Origin of the sequence: Enterobacter ludwigii (assembly GCA_023023105.1) — a bacterium.
GTDB classification, from domain to species: Bacteria; Pseudomonadota; Gammaproteobacteria; order Enterobacterales; family Enterobacteriaceae; genus Enterobacter; species Enterobacter adelaidei.
This window is the reverse complement of record CP083824.1, coordinates 2,907,782-2,924,312: the sequence shown is the minus strand read 5'-3', so window position 1 is coordinate 2,924,312 and position 16,531 is coordinate 2,907,782. Positions and strand designations below refer to the sequence as shown.

Here is a 16,531-nt window from a genome sequence, read left to right as displayed (position 1 = left end):
CTTATTGTTATTAGCGGAATGGCGGCTCGTTGAAGGTACGTAGCTTGCGGGAATGAAGCTTGTCACCTTCGGCCCTCAGCAAATCAATGGCACGAATACCAATTTGCAGATGTTCGGATATTGCCCCTTCATAAAAACGGTTGGCCTGGCCGGGCAGCTTAATTTCACCATGCAGCGGTTTATCAGAAACGCACAGCAGCGTGCCGTAAGGGACGCGGAAGCGATATCCTTGTGCGGCAATGGTGGCGCTCTCCATATCAATCGCTACCGCGCGGCTGAGGTTGAAGCGCAGCGCAGAGGCGGAGTAACGCAGCTCCCAGTTGCGGTCATCCGTCGTGACGACCGTACCGGTGCGCAGGCGCTGTTTAACCTCTTCACCCGGCATGCCGCTGACCTCTTTGGTAGCGTCATACAGCGCGCGCTGTACTTCGGCGATGCTTGGAATAGGGATATCTGGCGGAAGAACGGCATCAAGTACATGGTCATCACGCAGATAGGCGTGAGCCAGCACGTAGTCGCCAATCAGCTGGCTTTCACGCAGCCCGCCGCAGTGTCCAATCATCAGCCAGACGTCAGGACGCAATACCGCAAGATGATCGCAGATGGTTTTGGCATTAGACGGGCCAACGCCGATGTTAATCAACGTGATCCCCTGCCCGTCGGCGGTGATCAGGTGCCAGGCGGGCATCTGGTGTTTTTTCCACGCCAGGTCGGAAATGGCCTGCTCGGGGGCTTCGGTCTCTGCGGTTATCCAGATCCCACCCGCGCAGGAAAGCGCGATGTAAGGACTCTCCGGGTCGAGGATCTGGCTGCAGCCCCAGCGCACAAACTCGTCGACATAGCGGGTGTAGTTGGTAAACAGCACAAATGGCTGGAAATGTTCAGCGGGCGTACCCGTGTAGTGGCGCAGGCGCGCCAGGGAGAAGTCGACGCGGCGAGCATCAAAGTGCGACAGAGGAGCGTACTCCGCCGGATGGAAGATGCCGTCAGCCGTCTCATCGCCAATCTGGGAAAGCTCTGTCGTCGGAAAATGGCGGGTCAGACCCGCGCTCATGGAGCGGTCAAGGGTTAACGCTGAACCGTCAATGACATAAGGATAGGGGATTTCATGTTGCGATGGCTCAACGGCGATATGCGCGCCGTAATCCTGATACAGCAGCGTGAGTTGCTCTTCAAGATAGGGGCGGAACAGTGCAGGGCGGGTGACGGTGGTGCTATAGCAGCCGGAGTGGGTAAAACGGGCGTAGGCGCGGGTTTTCGGGGTATTACTGGCGCTACCGTCCCAGGTCACAGAGAGCGATGGATAAACAAAAAGGCCCTCGGTTCTGGCCTTTTCATCGGGAAGTTTCCCTGTTTCGATGTATTCGCTGATGGCGCTGCGCAGCGCGTTGACGGACTGTTCATACAGTCCGTCGAGTTTTTCCAGCGCCTGAGCCGGGGTCAGGCTGGAGCCCTTATTATTCATCTCTGTCTCCTTGTTCCACAGGTGTGCGACTCTACCCGATAGTATGTCACACGCCTGTGAAACAAAAGTGAGATCAGCGGTGGCTCGTCTCTTTCATAAACAGGGCTGTGGCGGCGGACAGCAGGCAACCGGCCAACAGATAAATCGCCACGCTGTGCCAGTTCCCGCCGGAGAAGGTCACCAGCGCGGCAGCAATAAACGGCGTAAACCCGCCACCGACCACGCTTGCCACCTGATATCCCACGCCTGCACCACTGTAGCGGTAGCTGGCGCCAAACAGCTCGGTAAACATCGGCTGCTGGACACAGACCACCATATCGTGAGCGATGTTCGCGAGCATGATGGCAAAGAAGACAATCCAGAAGATCGACTGCGCTTCCAGCGCCATAAAGAATGGCCAGGCGCTGAGGGTGCCGATCAGCGCCCCGGTGATGTAGACGCGACGGCGACCAAACCGGTCTGCCAGCCAGGCGAAGCAGGGGATCGTCAGGCAGCTGATCCCACCAACCACCAGACCGATATTCAGGAACAATTCACGCGGCAGTCCGAGGTTCTGCGTCGAGTAATTCAGTGCAAATGCGGTGACGATATACATCGTCAGCAATTCGCACAGGCGCAGGGCGATGATTTTCAGAAAAGCGCCAGGATGCTGAACCAGGGCTTCCATCACTGGCAACCGCGTTTTGACGGCGGTTTTTTCGCGCTGCTGCTGTTCGAATTCAGCGGACTCTTCCATTCCATTACGGATCCACAGGGCAGCAATCACCAGCACGATGCTGAAGATAAACGGAATGCGCCAGCCCCAGCTCAGGAACTGTTCGTCGGTGGTGAGCTGACTGATTAAGGATACCAGCCCGGTAGAAAGCAGCAGACCCACGCCATACCCGACCTGCACACCGCTGCTGTAAAACGCTTTCTTATTTTTCGGCGCACTCTCAACGGATAGCAGCGCCGCGCCACCCCATTCGCCACCCACGGCAAATCCCTGAATAGCGCGTAGCGTCACCAGCAGCACCGGTGCCCACCAGCCAATAGTGGTAAACGAGGGGAGAATGCCAATCAGCGCGGTGGCGAGCCCCATCATCCAGACGGTAAGCATTAACATGCGCTTGCGCCCGAGACGGTCACCAAAATGGCCGAAAATCACACCGCCTAACGGTCGAAACAGAAAACCGACACCGAAGGTGGCAAACGCCGCGAGCGTGCCCATCGCGGGGCTAATCTGCGGGAAGAATTCACGGTTAAACACCAGTGCCGCGGTGATGCCGTAGAGCAGAAAATCATACCAGTCGACGACGGCGCCAGCGAAGCTACCCAAAGCGGCACGGCGGGCGCGGTTCAGCGAAGGGGTCTCCTCGTTGGGGCGATCGGAGATGAGGGTGGAGTCCATAGTAGTCCTGTCTGTACTGATTTTTAATTATTGGTATAAGAAAAGGTCACTCACATAGCAGCCGTCATATAAACGGAACCTATGAGACTACCGCGACAGAACGCTGGAGAAAACGTTTTTATCTTTCCGGAAGGTGCAGAATAAATAAATTTCATCGACACCTGCTACAACATAAATCAGGCTGTTTGGCTCTGGTTCGCACTCAATGGTTTACAGTTATAGAGACCGCTGCGTGACGGAAGCTGAGGGATTAACGATGCAACGCACTTTTCTGACATTCTGGATTGTCCTGTCTTTATTCATGGCACCGCTCCATGCTGAACCCAAAGTCTATGGCGAACAGCGTCTGGGCGGCTGGTGGAATGCGCTGACGGATGATATTTCGCAAACCTGGGAGCAGCCTCAACGCTACGATCTCTACCTGCCGTTTCTGAGCTGGCACGCGCGCTTTATGTACGACAAAGAAAAAACGGACAAATACAACGAAATGCCGTGGGGCGGCGGGCTGGGCGTCTCCCGCTACAACGACGAGGGCAACTGGAGCGCGCTTTTCGCAATGATGTTCAAAGACTCGCACAACGAATGGCAGCCCGCGATGGGCTATGGCTGGGAGAAGGGCTGGTATCTGGATAATGCCAAAGACTTCCGGCTTGGGCTTGGTGCCGCCGCGGGGATTACGGCGCGCGATGATTTTGCGAACTATGTGCCCCTGCCGTTTATCTTCCCGCTGTTCTCTGCTGGCTATAAGCGCGTTACCGTCCAGTTCACCTATATTCCCGGGACCTATAACAACGGTAACGTGCTCTTTGCCTGGTTGCGCTTGGGTTTTTAAAGGGTGATCACTTTTTTTGCTACGGCATTTGAAAGCACCAGCATGGAGAACAGAACCGAGGTGACGAAAGTGAGCACGATCAGGGTCAGTTTCATACCGAGAGACGTCACCGGGAAAAGCGCCGTCAACAGGTGAAATACCGAGTAGTGCACAATGTATACGCCGGTCATCGTTTTACTGATGGCGGCCAGAATGGACTCTTTGAATTCTGCATTGCGGCGAAAGCGTACGCCGTTCGCCGCGATCACCAGCGCAACGATCAGAATGTAGATTTGCGAGCCGGTGAGAATAAAGGCGTTTCTGTCAGCCTTGAACAGGGCAAAAAAGAAGTGGCGCTCGTAAAACCAGGTGAAGAGATAAATAAACGGGATGGCGATAACCGCGGCCCTGACCACATTCCTGCGGCTTATCCACTCGGCGATGCTGGGATCGCAGAAAAGCTGCCCCGTCAGGTAAAACAGTAACCACGTCCACAGGCGGTACTGTGGCGAAAGGGAAAAGACGTGGACGTCCGGATAGAGCGCTGAAAGCAAATCATACCCGTAGGAGAAGATCAGCAGGCAGGCAATCACGCCGCAAAACAGCGCGCGCCGCTGGCTGAGCCACTCCACCGCCGGGTGGAAAGTGTAAATCACGACAAACGCAAACACGAACCACGGCTGGATTAAATATCCGCGCTGATACGGTTCCCACAGGTAGTAGATCGTTATCCAGAACAGAAAGACAATCACCAGGCTTTTAATCTTGCTCAACTGCCAGCGGGTGCCGTGCCGGGACTGGCCGTCGAGATAGCCCGCGACCACAAAAAACAGCGGCGTGGCGATGGTCGAGATAAAGGTTAAAAACCCCAGGATCCAGTGATAGTCATAATCATAATGATCCCAGGTATTGTAGATGGTGAAGAAGGTGACCGCCGTCATACAGCCCAGCGTCTTGATAATGTTCAGGCCTGTCGCATTCATTGTTGTTCCGCTTTGTCCTTACGATGGAAGCACGCATAAATCACGGGAAGTACCAGCAGCGTCAGGATTGTCGCAAACCCAAGTCCGAACATAATCACAACGGCCATGCTCTGGAAGAAAACATCCAGCAGCAGCGGCGCCAGCCCCAGAACGGTGGTGAACGCGGTGAGCAAGATAGGGCGCAGGCGCGAGGTGGCGGCGTAAACGATCGCCTCGTGCTGTTCTTTATGCGCTTTCTGCTGCTCGATCTCTTCCACCAGCACAATGCCGTTACGGATCAGCATCCCGCTCAGGCTCAGCAGTCCAATCAGCGCCATAAAGCCGAACGGAATTCCGGTTACCAGGAATCCCGGCGTGACGCCAATCAGCGCCAGCGGCACGGTCAGCCAGATGGCAACGGCGTTTTTCACCGAGCTGAACATCAGAACCGTAATGACAAACATCACCAGGAACCCGATTGGCAGCGTGGTGAAGAGCCCCTGCTGTGCTTCGCTGGAGTTTTCAGCATCGCCTCCCCACTCGATGCTGTAGCCATGGGGCAGGGCAAGGGCGTCAATGTGTGGTTTCACCCGGGCGAGAATGTCGCCTGACGTTTGCTGGCTAAGCGGGTCGGGATCGGTCTGAACCGTCAGCACTCGCGAGCGGTCGCGTCGCAGAATAAGCGGATCTTCCCACTCCAGCGAAAAGCGGCTGACGACGTTACTCAGCGGGATATACTGCTGCCGGGTCTGGCTCCAGACCAGCACGTTGTTCAGGTGATTGGCGTCCAGCCGTTCGCTTTCCGGCGGGCGCACCACGACGGGAAGCAGATCGCTCCCTTCGCGATACAGCCCCGCACGACTGCCGGAGAAATTCATCTCCAGCGCGTTGTCGACATCCTGTTTATCCACGCCAAGTTCGCGTCCCAGCGCGGCGACATATTGAGGACGGATCACCTTGCTGCGGTTTTGCCAGTCGTTTCTGACGCTACCTGTGGCCGGATCGCGTGCCAGAATATCATCCACCTGGCTGGCAATCAGACGTAGTCTGTCAGGATCTGGGCCCTTGATGCGCACCTCTATGGCGCTGTCGCCGGAAGGGCCAAACATCACGCGTTTGGTGCTGGCGTTGACCTGCGGGTAGTTCCGGGCGATGTACTCGTCGACGTAGCGCGTCAGTGCGGAGATGTTGCGCTGGTCATCCATGCGCACCATGATCTGCGCGTAGTTGCTGTACTGCCGCTGTCCGCTGTAGGTCAAAATAAACCGCATACTGCCCTGGCCAATGGTTGAAACGGTGGTTTCTACGCCCGGCTGGCCGTTAATGGTTTTCTCAATATCGCTGGTCATTTTCTCGGTCCATTTGATATCGGTGCCGTAGGGTAACCAGAGGTCGACAAAGAAAATCGGCGTATTGGACGACGGGAAAAAGTTTTGCCGCACCGCGCCAAACCCCCAGACAGACGCGGCCAGCAGGGCGGCCATCACTACCAGCGTCGGTGCCTTATAGTGCAGCAGCGTGTTAAGCAGGCGCTGGTAGAGGCGGTACAGACGTTTGTCGTAAGGATCTGACTCGTCGGCGTTGTCCGGCGCGCTGTCGTTTTTAAACAACCACCACTTAATCAGCACCGGCGTGATGGTGAGCGCCGAGAACCAGCTCAGCATCAGGGAAATCAGCAGTACCTGGAACAGGGATTTACAGTATTCCCCGGTAGAATCCTGCGACAGCCCGATAGGTGCAAACGCCAGGATGGCGATCACCGTCGCCCCCAGCAGCGGCAGGGCGGAGCGACGGATGATGTAGTTAATGGCGGTCAACAGCGAGGAGCCCTGCTGCCTCGCAATCAGCACTCCTTCAACAATCACGATGGCGTTATCCACCAGCATACTGAGGGCGATAATCAGCGCGCCAAGCGAGATGCGCTGCAGTTCAATGCCCCACAGATACATGATCAGCAGCGTGCCGAGCACGTTGAGCGCGAGGGAAAAGGCGATGATAATCCCGCTGCGCACGCCCATAAAGATCAATAGCACGCCGATGACAATCGCCAGCGCCATCAGGAAGTTAATGATAAAACCGTTAACCGAGTGGCCCACTTCGGCGGCTTGATCGTAAAACAGATTTATGTGTATTCCCGCCGGTTTTTCCGCCGACATCTGTTTTAGCTTTGCTTCCAGGGCGTGACCCACGTCAATCACGTTCACGCCAGGGATAAACGAGACGCCCATGGTAACGGCTTTTCTGCCGTTGGCATGATAGATACTGGCAGGTGACTCGTTCAACCCGCGCGACAGCGTGGCGATATCCCGCAGACGCGTCGCTGCCCCGGTACCGGACGGCGTAATAATCAGGTCCGCCAGCTCGTCAAGATTTTCAAACTCACCGGTCGGATGCAGGCGAATCGACTCCGTGCCGGAGGTAATCTCCCCGGCGCTGGACACCACATTAAGGCGACTCAGCAGGGCCGAAAGCTGGCTAAGCGTAATACCGCGCGAGGCCATTTTGGTCAGGGAAATATCAATATTGACCTGCTGGCTAATGGCCCCACCAATTGCGACCTTCGCGACGCCGGGGACCAGAATTAATTCGCGACGCAGTTGCTCAGCGTAACGCACCAGCTCAGGGTTGCTGAATTCGTCTCCGGAAATTGCGAAGAAAAAGCCGAACACGTCGCCGAAATCGTCATTCACGAAGGGCGTGACGACGCCGGGCGGGAACTGGCGTGAGGCATCGCCCACGCGGCGGCGCAGTTCGTCCCAGATCTGCGGCAGTTCGTTCGAATGATAGCGTGAGGCAATGTTCACGGTGATCTGCGACAGGCCGTTTGAAGAGATGGAGCTGACATTGTCCAGATAAGGCAGCTGCTGGAGGGCATTCTCCAGCGGCAGCGTAACCTCCTCTTCAACCTGCTGAGCAGAGGCGCCGGGATAGTGGGTGATGACCACAGCAGTTTTGATCGTAAACGCGGGATCTTCCAGCCTGCCGATATTCAACAGGGCGAAAATGCCCCCGACGCCCAGCAGCAGAATCGTCAGCCAGACACGAATGGGGTTATTGATGAATTGACGAGAGATATCCATTACAGTCCCCGTTCACGCGTCCAGATGCGAACCGGCTGGTTAGCATGGAGCTCTCCTACGCCAGCGGCCACCACGCGTTCGCCTGCCTTAAGGCCACTGGTAATTACCACGCCCTCTGTGGTCACTTGCCCCACGCTGACCTTGCGATCTTCCAGGTGGAGCGTGTCGCCTTCCCCGGCCACAACCCAGACGTGCGGTTCATTGCGCGGGCTGTTGTCCGGGTTAAAGACCGCCTCGACCGGCACAACCAGCGCCTGAGCGCCTGCGCCAGCCGGAAGGTTGGTTAGATTGATGGTAACCGTACCGCTTACACCTCCCACGACGGGAAAATCGTCCGGGCGGGGCATGGTTAAAATCACCTGCCAGGTCAGCGTATTGCTGTCGCTGCTGCCCGAGTGTTCTTTGTAGACGGCGGTAAATTCACGATCCGGAATGGCGTTAATTCTCACCACGGGGCGATACTGCGCGTTACGGATATCAAAGGTGTTGAACAGGTTCTCAGGAATACTAAACACCACGTCCAACAGGTCGGTGCGGGTCAGGGTTGCAATCGGTTGACCGGCAGACACCACCTGATGGTTTCGAACGTGTACGCTGGCCGCCGTCCCGCTGAAGGGGGCGACGAGCGTCATCTGATTCAGCTCTTCACGGGCTATTTGCAGCGCTGCATTCGCCGAATCGCGGTTCGCGCGCTGTACGTCCATTTCTGCTTTCGAGACAGCCTGGCGTCCCGCCAGCGTCTGGAAGCGTTCGAACTGTCGCTGGGCGAGTGTCGCTGCGGTTTGTCTGTCGTTTACCCGCTGCTGGGTTTCACGGGCGTTCAGCCTGGCGAGCTGCTGCCCTTGCTTAATGGCTGCACCCTGACGTATATCGAGCGCCTCGATTTGACCTCCTCGCTTGAAGGAGAGGTCTGTTGCATCACCCGATTCAATACGTGCGGGAAAAACACGCTGCTGGGCGTGAGCGGGGATAGTTACCTCCGCCACTTTAACCATTCGCGGCAGGGGTGCGGCTTGCTCGGGTTTTGGGTCGCACGCCGTGAGCGTTAGGATAACGAACGGTAAAATGAGGTAGCGATTCACTGTATTCCCCTAATAAATAACTGTTTTATTTCTTCCGTAGCAAGGGCAGGGGGTGACACTATTCTGCCAGAACAGTGACAACCATATAGGTGAATAGCCCAATTGCCGTGCTGGCAATAATGGCAAGTGCAATAAACAAACCAAGACGGAAAAGGCTTAAACCGTACATTCATTCCTCCATGCGCTGTATAGAGCGTCTTTCTAAGAGCATAGTTGGAGAAAAGATAAATGTTAAATAACCAATATCAGTGGGTAAGCGTTAAACCTGATATTCCTGTGCTACGTTTAATATCATTCATCTTTTTTTCCCGTAACTGGCATTAAGGGTAACTCCCTGCATTTAATGCATTTTATTGCTTCACTCACTACTGTGTTGGTTATAAAAAGGATGCTCGATATGTATAAAAATATTCTGGTTCCGGTGGATGTTTACGAGACTAGCCTGGCTGATAAAGCCCTTCAGCATGCACAGTTCCTGGCACAAAGCGCATCGGGTGACATTCATCTGCTGCACGTCATGCCTAAGTTTTCTGCCGAACTGACGCGTGGTTTTATTTCAGATGCGCGCAAGATGGATGAATATATGATTAATAATTCTAAAGAAAAACTGTCTGACCTGGTCAAAAAACTCAATTTGCCAGAAGAACGTGTTCACCTCCATGTCCGTAGCGGAAATGTTCGTGATGAGGTTATTAAGCTGGCGGATGAACTTGCTGCCGGGGCAATTATTGTCGGCTCTCGAAATCCCAATATTCAAACCCATCTCCTGGGTTCAGAGGCGGCAAGTATTGTGCGTTACGCACATGTTCCTGTTTTCGTTATTCGTTAATTGCATGAAAGCAAGGTGATTTCTGAAAAGAACCTGAGGAAGGAACGATGAAAACAGAAAAACCTGAACGTCCTTATTATCAACAAACCGTTGACGACACCCTGGCGAATATCAACTCCACTGCGGAGGGGCTGAGCAGCAGTGAGGCATCGGTCCGACTCCAGCAGTATGGTGAAAATGCGTTACCGCAAAAAAAAGGCAAACCCGCCTGGCTGCGCTTCCTGGCCCATTTTAACGATGTGCTGATTTACGTTCTGCTGGTGGCTGCACTACTCAAGCTCTTTATGGGCCAGTGGGTCGATATGTTTGTCATCCTCGGGGTTGCCATCGTTAACGCACTGATTGGTCACATTCAGGAGAGCAATGCTGAAAAATCGCTGCAAAGTATTCGCAATATGCTCTCCAGCGAAGCCGTGGTGGTTCGACAAGGTAATCATGAAACGATCCCTACCACGACGCTGGTTCCGGGTGACATCGTGGTGATCCGCGCCGGGGATCGTATTCCTGCGGATTTGCGTGTGATTGAAGCGCATAACCTTCGCGTGGAGGAGGCCATTCTGACCGGTGAATCCACCGTTGTAGAGAAAAACAGCGATGTGTTAAGCGGGGAATTGCCTTTAGGTGACCGGTATAATCTGCTTTATTCAGGTACTACCGTCAGCTCCGGCGGTGGAAAAGGCGTGGTGGTGGCAACCGGGTGCGAAACCGAGCTTGGACACATCAATCAGATGATGTCTGATATCGAAAAACACCGCACGCCGCTGATGGTGCAGATGGATAAGCTCGGTAAGACTATCTTCATCACTATCCTGGTGATGATGGTGGCGCTGTTTGTCTTCAGTCTGCTGTTCCGCGATATGCCGGTTTCCGAGCTGGTGTTGTCGCTCATCAGCCTCGCCGTTGCTGCGGTGCCGGAAGGCCTGCCGGCGATCATTTCCATCATCCTTTCGCTTGGCGTACAGGCTATGGCGCGCCGCAAGGCCATCATCCGTAAGCTGCCTACGGTGGAAACGCTGGGCGCGATGACGGTCATCTGCTCGGATAAAACCGGCACCCTGACGATGAATGAAATGACGGTCAAAGCGGTGATTACCGCTGACACAACCTATCGCGTGGAGGGAGACAGCTACGAACCGGTGGGGAACATTCACCCCGTAGACGACCCGACGCCCGTCAGCGTGGTGCAGGGTTCGTTACTGGAACGCTACCTGCGCACCATCGACCTCTGTAATGACAGCCAGTTGATCAAAGACGAGCAGGGGCTGTGGAAAATCACCGGGGGGCCGACCGAGGGCGCACTGAAGGTGCTGGCGGCGAAAATTCAGCTCCCGCCGCTCGATACCGAAATGCGCAGTAAAATCCCGTTTGATTCGCAATATAAATACATGTCCACGCTTTACCGTCTGGACGATGAAGAAGTGATTCTGATTACCGGTGCGCCGGACGTGCTGTTCCGCCTCTGTCAGTACCAGCAGACGAATGACGGAATGCAACCGTTCGATCTGCCTTACTGGGAAGGGAAGATTGAAGAGTATGCCCGTGAGGGGCTGCGCATGGTGGCTGCGGCCTGGAAACCCGCCCGCGACGGTCAACGAGAGCTGGATCATCCGGACCTGCAGGATGGAGTGATCCTGCTCGGGATTGCCGGAATGATGGATCCGCCGCGTCCGGAGGCCATTACCGCGATTGCCGACTGCCTGCAGGCGGGGATCCGCGTGAAGATGATCACCGGCGACCACCCGCAAACGGCGATGAGTATTGGGCAAATGTTGGGTATTGGTAACGCCGCAAGCGCTATCACCGGACGTGAGCTGGAGGCGATGGACGATCGTCAGCTGAGCGATGCCGCGCAGCAGTACGATATTTTCGCGCGAACCAGCCCGGAGGATAAATTCCGCCTTGTGCAGGCCCTGCAAAGTAAACAGGAAGTGGTGGGCATGACCGGGGACGGCGTGAACGATGCCCCGGCGCTCAAGCGGGCGGATGTGGGTATTGCCATGGGGATTAAAGGCACGGAAGTCACCAAGGAAGCCGCCGACATGGTGTTAACGGATGACAACTTTGCCACTATTGCCCGCGCGGTACATGAGGGACGGCGGGTTTACGATAACCTGAAAAAAACCATTCTGTTCGTTATCCCCAGCAACATCGCTCAGGCCCTGCTGATCATCATCGCGCTGCTGGCGGGGAACCTGATCCCGCTGACGCCGGTCCTGATCCTGTGGATGAACATGGCGACATCGGCGACGCTCTCTTTTGGGCTGGCGTTCGAGGCGGGCGAGAAAGACATCATGAACCGACCGCCTCGCAAGGCGAATCTGCATGTGATGGACGGCTATGCCATCTGGCGCGTGGTATTTGTCGGCCTGATGATTGCCATCAGCGCCTTCATCCTGGAGGCCTGGCTGCAACCGCGTGGCTACTCGGCGGAATTTATCCGTACCGTGCTGCTGCAAACCCTGGTGACGGCGCAGTGGTTTTACATGCTCAACTGCCGCGTGAATGATGGTTTCTCGTTGAGCAAAGGTCTGCTGGCAAATAAAGGGATTTGGATCGTGAGTGGTGTGCTGCTGGCGCTTCAGCTCCTCATTATCTATGCACCTTTCATGCAGATGCTGTTTGGCACAGAAGCGCTGCCGTTCCGCTACTGGGTCATCACCTTGCTGATTGGTTTTGTGATGTTCCTTATTGTTGAAGCGGAAAAAGTTCTGACACGCAAGTGGCGCAAAACTGAGGCGAAATAGCGTAAACTGAGAAAGCCTGCTTATGTTCAGGCTTTCTCTATTTTCGAGCTCAGGACACTATGATTCGACTTGCCTCGTTCGTTCTCACGCTTTGTGCCGCCGTTCCCGGCGCGTTTGCCGTGACCTATACCTTGCCACCCGAAGGCAGCCGTCTTGTGGGTGCTCCGATAACCATCACTGTTCCACAGGGTAACACGTTGCCCCTTGAAGCCTTTGCCGCGCAGTACGGACTGGGGCTGAGTAATATGCTGGAGGCCAACCCAGGCGTGGATCCTTTTCTCCCCAAATCAGGTGCGACATTAACGATCCCTCAGCAGCTGATTTTGCCTGATACTGTCCGCGAAGGAATTGTGGTGAATGTGGCAGAAATGCGTCTCTATTACTATCCGCCGGGCGGCAACACCGTTGAAGTGCTGCCCATCGGCATCGGTCAGGCCGGGCGTGAAACACCGCGTAACTGGGTGACGGCCGTTGAGCGTAAGCAGGTGGGGACGACCTGGTCGCCTACGCCGAATACGCGCCGTGCCTATGCGGCTGAAGGTAAAACACTGCCAGCGTTTGTCCCTGCCGGGCCAGATAACCCAATGGGGCTGTATGCGATCTATATCGGCAGGCTGTATGCCATTCACGGCACAAATTCGAATTTCGGAATCGGTCTGAGGGTGAGTCAGGGCTGTATTCGTCTGCGTAATAACGACATCAAATACCTTTTCGACCATGTTCCTGTCGGAACCCGAGTGCAGCTTATCGATCGACCCGTTAAAGTCACCACGGAGCCAGACGGTAGCCGTTGGGTGGAAGTGCATGAACCATTATCACGTAACCGTGCGGAATTTGAATCGACCCGAAAAGTGCCCCTGCCAATTTCAGCCGCGCAGCGGACGCAGTTGATTAACGAGGGCGCAGGAACTGAACTTGAACGGCGCTCGGGGATGCCGGTTAAGCTTGGCATGTGAAGCCCTTTTCGCCCCCGGCAATTTTACCTGGCGCAGAAAAGCAAAAAGCCTGCTTTAAAAGCAGGCTTTTCAAATTTGGCTCCTCTGACTGGACTCGAACCAGTGACATACGGATTAACAGTCCGCCGTTCTACCGACTGAACTACAGAGGAATCGTGTGAACGGGGCGCATAGTATCGACGTCAGCCGAGCTTGTCAAAGGGTGGAGCACCGCCTTTTGATCGTTTGCTGACAAAATCGGCAAAGTGATGTTTTTGACAGCGGAATGCACCGTAATGGTGCGGTTATACCTCTAATGGGGCAGATCATAAACTGCTGTTTCAGTAATAAATGCCCCCTCCATGATTAGGTTTCCTTATTTTCAGCCGCTTAGCAACAAATCAGACCTCTTCGAAAAACTGGCATTCATATTGCAAAACCTGTTCAACAACGACAGCCGGTTACGGCACAGCATTTCGAACAGGGGGCAAAATGAACTTAAGACGACTGAAATACTTCGTAAAAATCGTCGATATCGGCAGCCTGACTCAAGCGGCAGAAGTGCTGCATATCGCGCAGCCTGCGCTGAGCCAGCAGGTGGCTACTCTGGAAGGCGAGATGGATCAGCAGCTGTTGATCCGCACCAAACGCGGCGTTACGCCAACGGAAGCAGGTAAGATCCTTTATACCCACGCACGCACCATCCTCCGCCAGTGTGAACAGGCGCAGCTGGCAGTAAACAATGTCGGTCAGACCCTGAGCGGGCACGTCTCCATCGGTCTGGCGCCGGGAACGGCCGCATCGTCTATTACCATGCCGCTGCTGCAGGCCGTGCGCGCCGAGCTGCCGGAAGTGCTGGTATACCTGCACGAAAACAGCGGTTCCGTACTGAATGACAAACTGCTCAACGGCCAGCTGGATATGGCTGTGCTCTACGATCGCTCTCCGGTCGCCGGGATCACCAGCCAGCCGCTGCTGAAAGAAGATCTCTACCTCGTGGGTACTCGCGACTGCCCGGGGCAGAGCGTAGACCTGACCGCCGTGGCTGAGATGAATCTCTATCTTCCGCGCGACTACAGCGCCGTGCGCGTGCGTGTGGATGAGGCATTTTCTCTGCGCCGCCTGACGGCAAAAATTATTGGCGAAATCGACTCTATCTCCACGCTGACCGCAGCTATCGCTAGCGGAATGGGAGTGACGGTTCTGCCGGAATCCGCTGCACGCTCGCTGTGCAGTGCGGCAAATGGCTGGATGGCGCGCATCACAACGCCGTCTATGAGCTTACCTTTGTCGCTGAACATGTCCGCGCGCGGTTCGCTGTCACCGCAGGCGCAGGCGGTAAAAGAGATTTTGATGTCGCTGGTCAGCAAGCCTTCGCTGGAGAATCGTGAGCTGCAGCTCGTGAGTTAATATTCCATAAAAGCATAAGATGCTGGTTTTTATTATTTGTTCTGCAGCTCAGCTGACTCTAACAATAGAGCTATGTCAGATGCGCCGGAGTGAATCGTGAATTTCCAGCAACTTAAAATTATCCGTGAGGCGGCCAGGCGGGACTTTAACCTGACCGAAGTCGCCAATATGCTTTATACCTCTCAGTCCGGTGTCAGCCGCCATATCCGCGAGCTGGAAGAGGAGCTGGGCATAGAGATTTTTATCCGTCGTGGTAAGCGACTGCTTGGCATGACGGAGCCTGGCAAGGCATTGCTCACCATCGCGGAGCGGATCCTCAACGAGGCCAGCAACGTTCGTCGTCTGGCGGATCTCTTTACCAATGATGCCTCGGGCGTACTCACCATCGCCACCACCCACACCCAGGCTCGCTACAGCCTGCCGCCGGTGATTAAAGCGTTCCGTGAACTTTTCCCTGATGTCCGTCTGGAGCTTATCCAGGGCACGCCGCAGGAAATTGAAGTGCTGCTGCAAAACGGGGGAGCGGATATCGGTATTGCCAGCGAACGCCTGAGCAACGACCCGCTGCTGGTGGCGTTCCCGTGGTTCCGCTGGTACCACAGTTTATTACTTCCCGTTGATCATCCGTTGAATCAGGTATCCCCCCTGACGCTGGAAGCCATCGCTAAGTGGCCACTGATTACTTACCGCCAGGGCATTACCGGGCGCTCGCGCATTGATGAGGCCTTCAACCGCAAAGGGTTAACGCCGGACGTGGTGCTGAGCGCGCAGGATTCTGATGTGATTAAAACCTACGTCGAACTGGGTCTGGGTATTGGTCTGGTGGCGGAACAGTCCAGTGGAGAACGTGAAGACGGGAACCTGGTGCGTCTTGATACGCGTCATCTGTTTGACGCTAACACCGTATGGCTTGGCCTGAAGCGTGGACAGCTACAGCGCAACTATGTGTGGCGCTTTATCGAGCTATGCAATGCAGGGCTCTCTGTGGACGAAATTAAGCGCCAGGTGATGGAGCCGGAAGAAGTGGCGATTGATTATCAGATTTAGGTGCGGGTTTGCCCGGTGGCGAGTGCTTACCGGGCTCGCCACTTAGCTGAATGGGTATTTTCTAAAGAACGCCTGTGATTCGAATGATTCGGCAAGCGACTGGATCGCGCTAAACTCCACTGCATTAACGACGTGGGGGATCATCGACTGAATAAACGTCCAGACCACGGTACTGGTGACGGTAACTTGATTGGGAACTGCGGTGGCAGGACGCGGCTCCAGCAAGGTATTCCATTCTTTGCAGGCTGCCAGCAGCTGGATTGTAATACGTTCACTCCATGAGCTGTACTGCTTGTCCGCCGGGCGCAGGTTATGTTCATACACATTTTGCACGGCTTTCTCACAGGCAGCGAGGATAAAGCCCAGCGTCTGGAGATCGTTTGCCAGCGCATCCGGATCGACGGGCAGGAGCTTGCGCTCAGGGTCGGCCTGAGCCTCAAAATAATTCAGTATCAGCGAGGAATCCATCAGGCGTATTCCGTTATCCAGAACCAGCGTCGGGGCTTTTACCGCGGGATTGATCCGGGAGAACGCGTCGAAGGTGCTAAAGACTGACAGCGGCTGGCTTTCAAACTCAACGCCATAAAGCTCAAGGGAGATCGCCACGCGCCGTACATAAGGTGAATCCATCATGCCAACAAGCTTAATCATCTTTCCCGTTTTCCTGTCTCTGTGAAAGAACGCGTCATTGAAAAGGATGACCCGACATTACAATACAATTTGCATGGCGAATATCTTCAGTATCTTACCGTAAGGGTTAGTATTACTGACATATG

12 protein-coding genes and 1 tRNA gene are annotated in these 16,531 nt (G+C 55.1%); 6 read left to right on the top strand and 7 right to left on the bottom strand.

Annotation, left to right across the window (positions count from 1 at the left end; translation table 11 throughout):
• Window positions 1-10: 10 nt before the first annotated feature.
• Window positions 11-1,465 carry an AMP nucleosidase gene (locus LCD46_14155; GenBank protein UOY69227.1) on the bottom strand — a complete coding sequence of 485 codons (1,455 nt, stop codon included), beginning with the start codon at window positions 1,463-1,465 and terminating at the stop codon, window positions 11-13.
• 73 nt (window positions 1,466-1,538) lie between these two features.
• Complete coding sequence (gene shiA, locus LCD46_14150) at window positions 1,539-2,855, bottom strand: shikimate transporter (protein ID UOY69226.1); 1,317 nt, start codon at window positions 2,853-2,855, stop codon at window positions 1,539-1,541.
• A gap of 256 nt (window positions 2,856-3,111) precedes the next feature.
• Here shiA and pagP point away from each other — a divergent pair, with 256 nt between their 5' ends.
• On the top strand, window positions 3,112-3,687 hold the full coding sequence (pagP, locus tag LCD46_14145) for a lipid IV(A) palmitoyltransferase PagP (GenBank protein UOY69225.1): 576 nt from the start codon (window positions 3,112-3,114) through the stop codon (window positions 3,685-3,687).
• On the opposite strand, the gene LCD46_14140 is transcribed toward pagP, so the two are convergent.
• The 3 genes from LCD46_14140 to LCD46_14130 are packed head-to-tail and all read right to left on the bottom strand — an operon-like array spanning window position 3,684 to window position 8,790.
• On the bottom strand, window positions 3,684-4,649 hold the full coding sequence (locus LCD46_14140) for an acyltransferase (GenBank protein UOY69224.1): 966 nt from the start codon (window positions 4,647-4,649) through the stop codon (window positions 3,684-3,686). The two genes, pagP and LCD46_14140, sit on opposite strands and share 4 nt — an antisense overlap.
• On the bottom strand, window positions 4,646-7,708 hold the full coding sequence (locus LCD46_14135) for an efflux RND transporter permease subunit (protein UOY69223.1): 3,063 nt from the start codon (window positions 7,706-7,708) through the stop codon (window positions 4,646-4,648). The genes LCD46_14140 and LCD46_14135 overlap by 4 nt, the downstream gene beginning before the upstream one ends.
• Complete coding sequence (locus tag LCD46_14130; protein ID UOY69222.1) at window positions 7,708-8,790, bottom strand: efflux RND transporter periplasmic adaptor subunit; 1,083 nt, start codon at window positions 8,788-8,790, stop codon at window positions 7,708-7,710. The genes LCD46_14135 and LCD46_14130 overlap by 1 nt, the downstream gene beginning before the upstream one ends.
• A 397-nt stretch (window positions 8,791-9,187) precedes the next feature.
• On the opposite strand from LCD46_14130, the gene LCD46_14125 reads away from it, so the two are divergent.
• The 3 genes from LCD46_14125 to ldtA are packed head-to-tail and all read left to right on the top strand — an operon-like array spanning window position 9,188 to window position 13,319.
• A complete protein-coding gene (locus LCD46_14125) occupies window positions 9,188-9,619 on the top strand; it encodes a universal stress protein (GenBank protein UOY69221.1) in 432 nt (143 codons plus the stop codon).
• 47 nt (window positions 9,620-9,666) lie between these two features.
• Window positions 9,667-12,363 carry a cation-transporting P-type ATPase gene (locus LCD46_14120; GenBank protein UOY69220.1) on the top strand — a complete coding sequence of 899 codons (2,697 nt, stop codon included), beginning with the start codon at window positions 9,667-9,669 and terminating at the stop codon, window positions 12,361-12,363.
• Window positions 12,364-12,422: 59 nt separating this feature from the next.
• Window positions 12,423-13,319, top strand: a complete 897-nt coding sequence (ldtA, locus tag LCD46_14115; protein UOY69219.1) for a L,D-transpeptidase — start codon at window positions 12,423-12,425, stop codon at window positions 13,317-13,319.
• A gap of 76 nt (window positions 13,320-13,395) precedes the next feature.
• Here the strand turns inward: ldtA and LCD46_14110 are convergent.
• Window positions 13,396-13,471 (bottom strand) — tRNA-Asn (locus LCD46_14110).
• A gap of 319 nt (window positions 13,472-13,790) precedes the next feature.
• On the opposite strand from LCD46_14110, the gene nac reads away from it, so the two are divergent.
• Together nac and cbl are read left to right on the top strand one after the other, a co-directional pair.
• Window positions 13,791-14,708, top strand: a complete 918-nt coding sequence (gene nac, locus LCD46_14105) for a nitrogen assimilation transcriptional regulator NAC (GenBank protein UOY69218.1) — start codon at window positions 13,791-13,793, stop codon at window positions 14,706-14,708.
• Window positions 14,709-14,804: 96 nt separating this feature from the next.
• Window positions 14,805-15,755: an HTH-type transcriptional regulator Cbl gene (cbl, locus tag LCD46_14100; GenBank protein ID UOY69217.1), complete on the top strand. Its 951-nt coding sequence runs from the start codon at window positions 14,805-14,807 to the stop codon at window positions 15,753-15,755.
• A 42-nt stretch (window positions 15,756-15,797) separates the two neighbouring features.
• On the opposite strand, the gene LCD46_14095 is transcribed toward cbl, so the two are convergent.
• Window positions 15,798-16,406: a glutathione S-transferase family protein gene (locus tag LCD46_14095; protein UOY69216.1), complete on the bottom strand. Its 609-nt coding sequence runs from the start codon at window positions 16,404-16,406 to the stop codon at window positions 15,798-15,800.
• Window positions 16,407-16,531: the final 125 nt, after the last annotated feature.

What these genes read in the sequence shown, in the direction of transcription:
- LCD46_14095 (UOY69216.1), bottom strand. Translation starts at nt 16,406, where the DNA reads ATGATTAAGCTTGTTGGCATGATGGATTCACCTTATGTACGGCGCGTG.
- LCD46_14120 (UOY69220.1), top strand. Translation starts at nt 9,667, where the DNA reads ATGAAAACAGAAAAACCTGAACGTCCTTATTATCAACAAACCGTTGAC.
- pagP (UOY69225.1), top strand. Translation starts at nt 3,112, where the DNA reads ATGCAACGCACTTTTCTGACATTCTGGATTGTCCTGTCTTTATTCATG.
- LCD46_14135 (UOY69223.1), bottom strand. Translation starts at nt 7,708, where the DNA reads ATGGATATCTCTCGTCAATTCATCAATAACCCCATTCGTGTCTGGCTG.
- LCD46_14140 (UOY69224.1), bottom strand. Translation starts at nt 4,649, where the DNA reads ATGAATGCGACAGGCCTGAACATTATCAAGACGCTGGGCTGTATGACG.
- LCD46_14155 (UOY69227.1), bottom strand. Translation starts at nt 1,465, where the DNA reads ATGAATAATAAGGGCTCCAGCCTGACCCCGGCTCAGGCGCTGGAAAAA.
- nac (UOY69218.1), top strand. Translation starts at nt 13,791, where the DNA reads ATGAACTTAAGACGACTGAAATACTTCGTAAAAATCGTCGATATCGGC.
- shiA (UOY69226.1), bottom strand. Translation starts at nt 2,855, where the DNA reads ATGGACTCCACCCTCATCTCCGATCGCCCCAACGAGGAGACCCCTTCG.
- LCD46_14125 (UOY69221.1), top strand. Translation starts at nt 9,188, where the DNA reads ATGTATAAAAATATTCTGGTTCCGGTGGATGTTTACGAGACTAGCCTG.
- ldtA (UOY69219.1), top strand. Translation starts at nt 12,423, where the DNA reads ATGATTCGACTTGCCTCGTTCGTTCTCACGCTTTGTGCCGCCGTTCCC.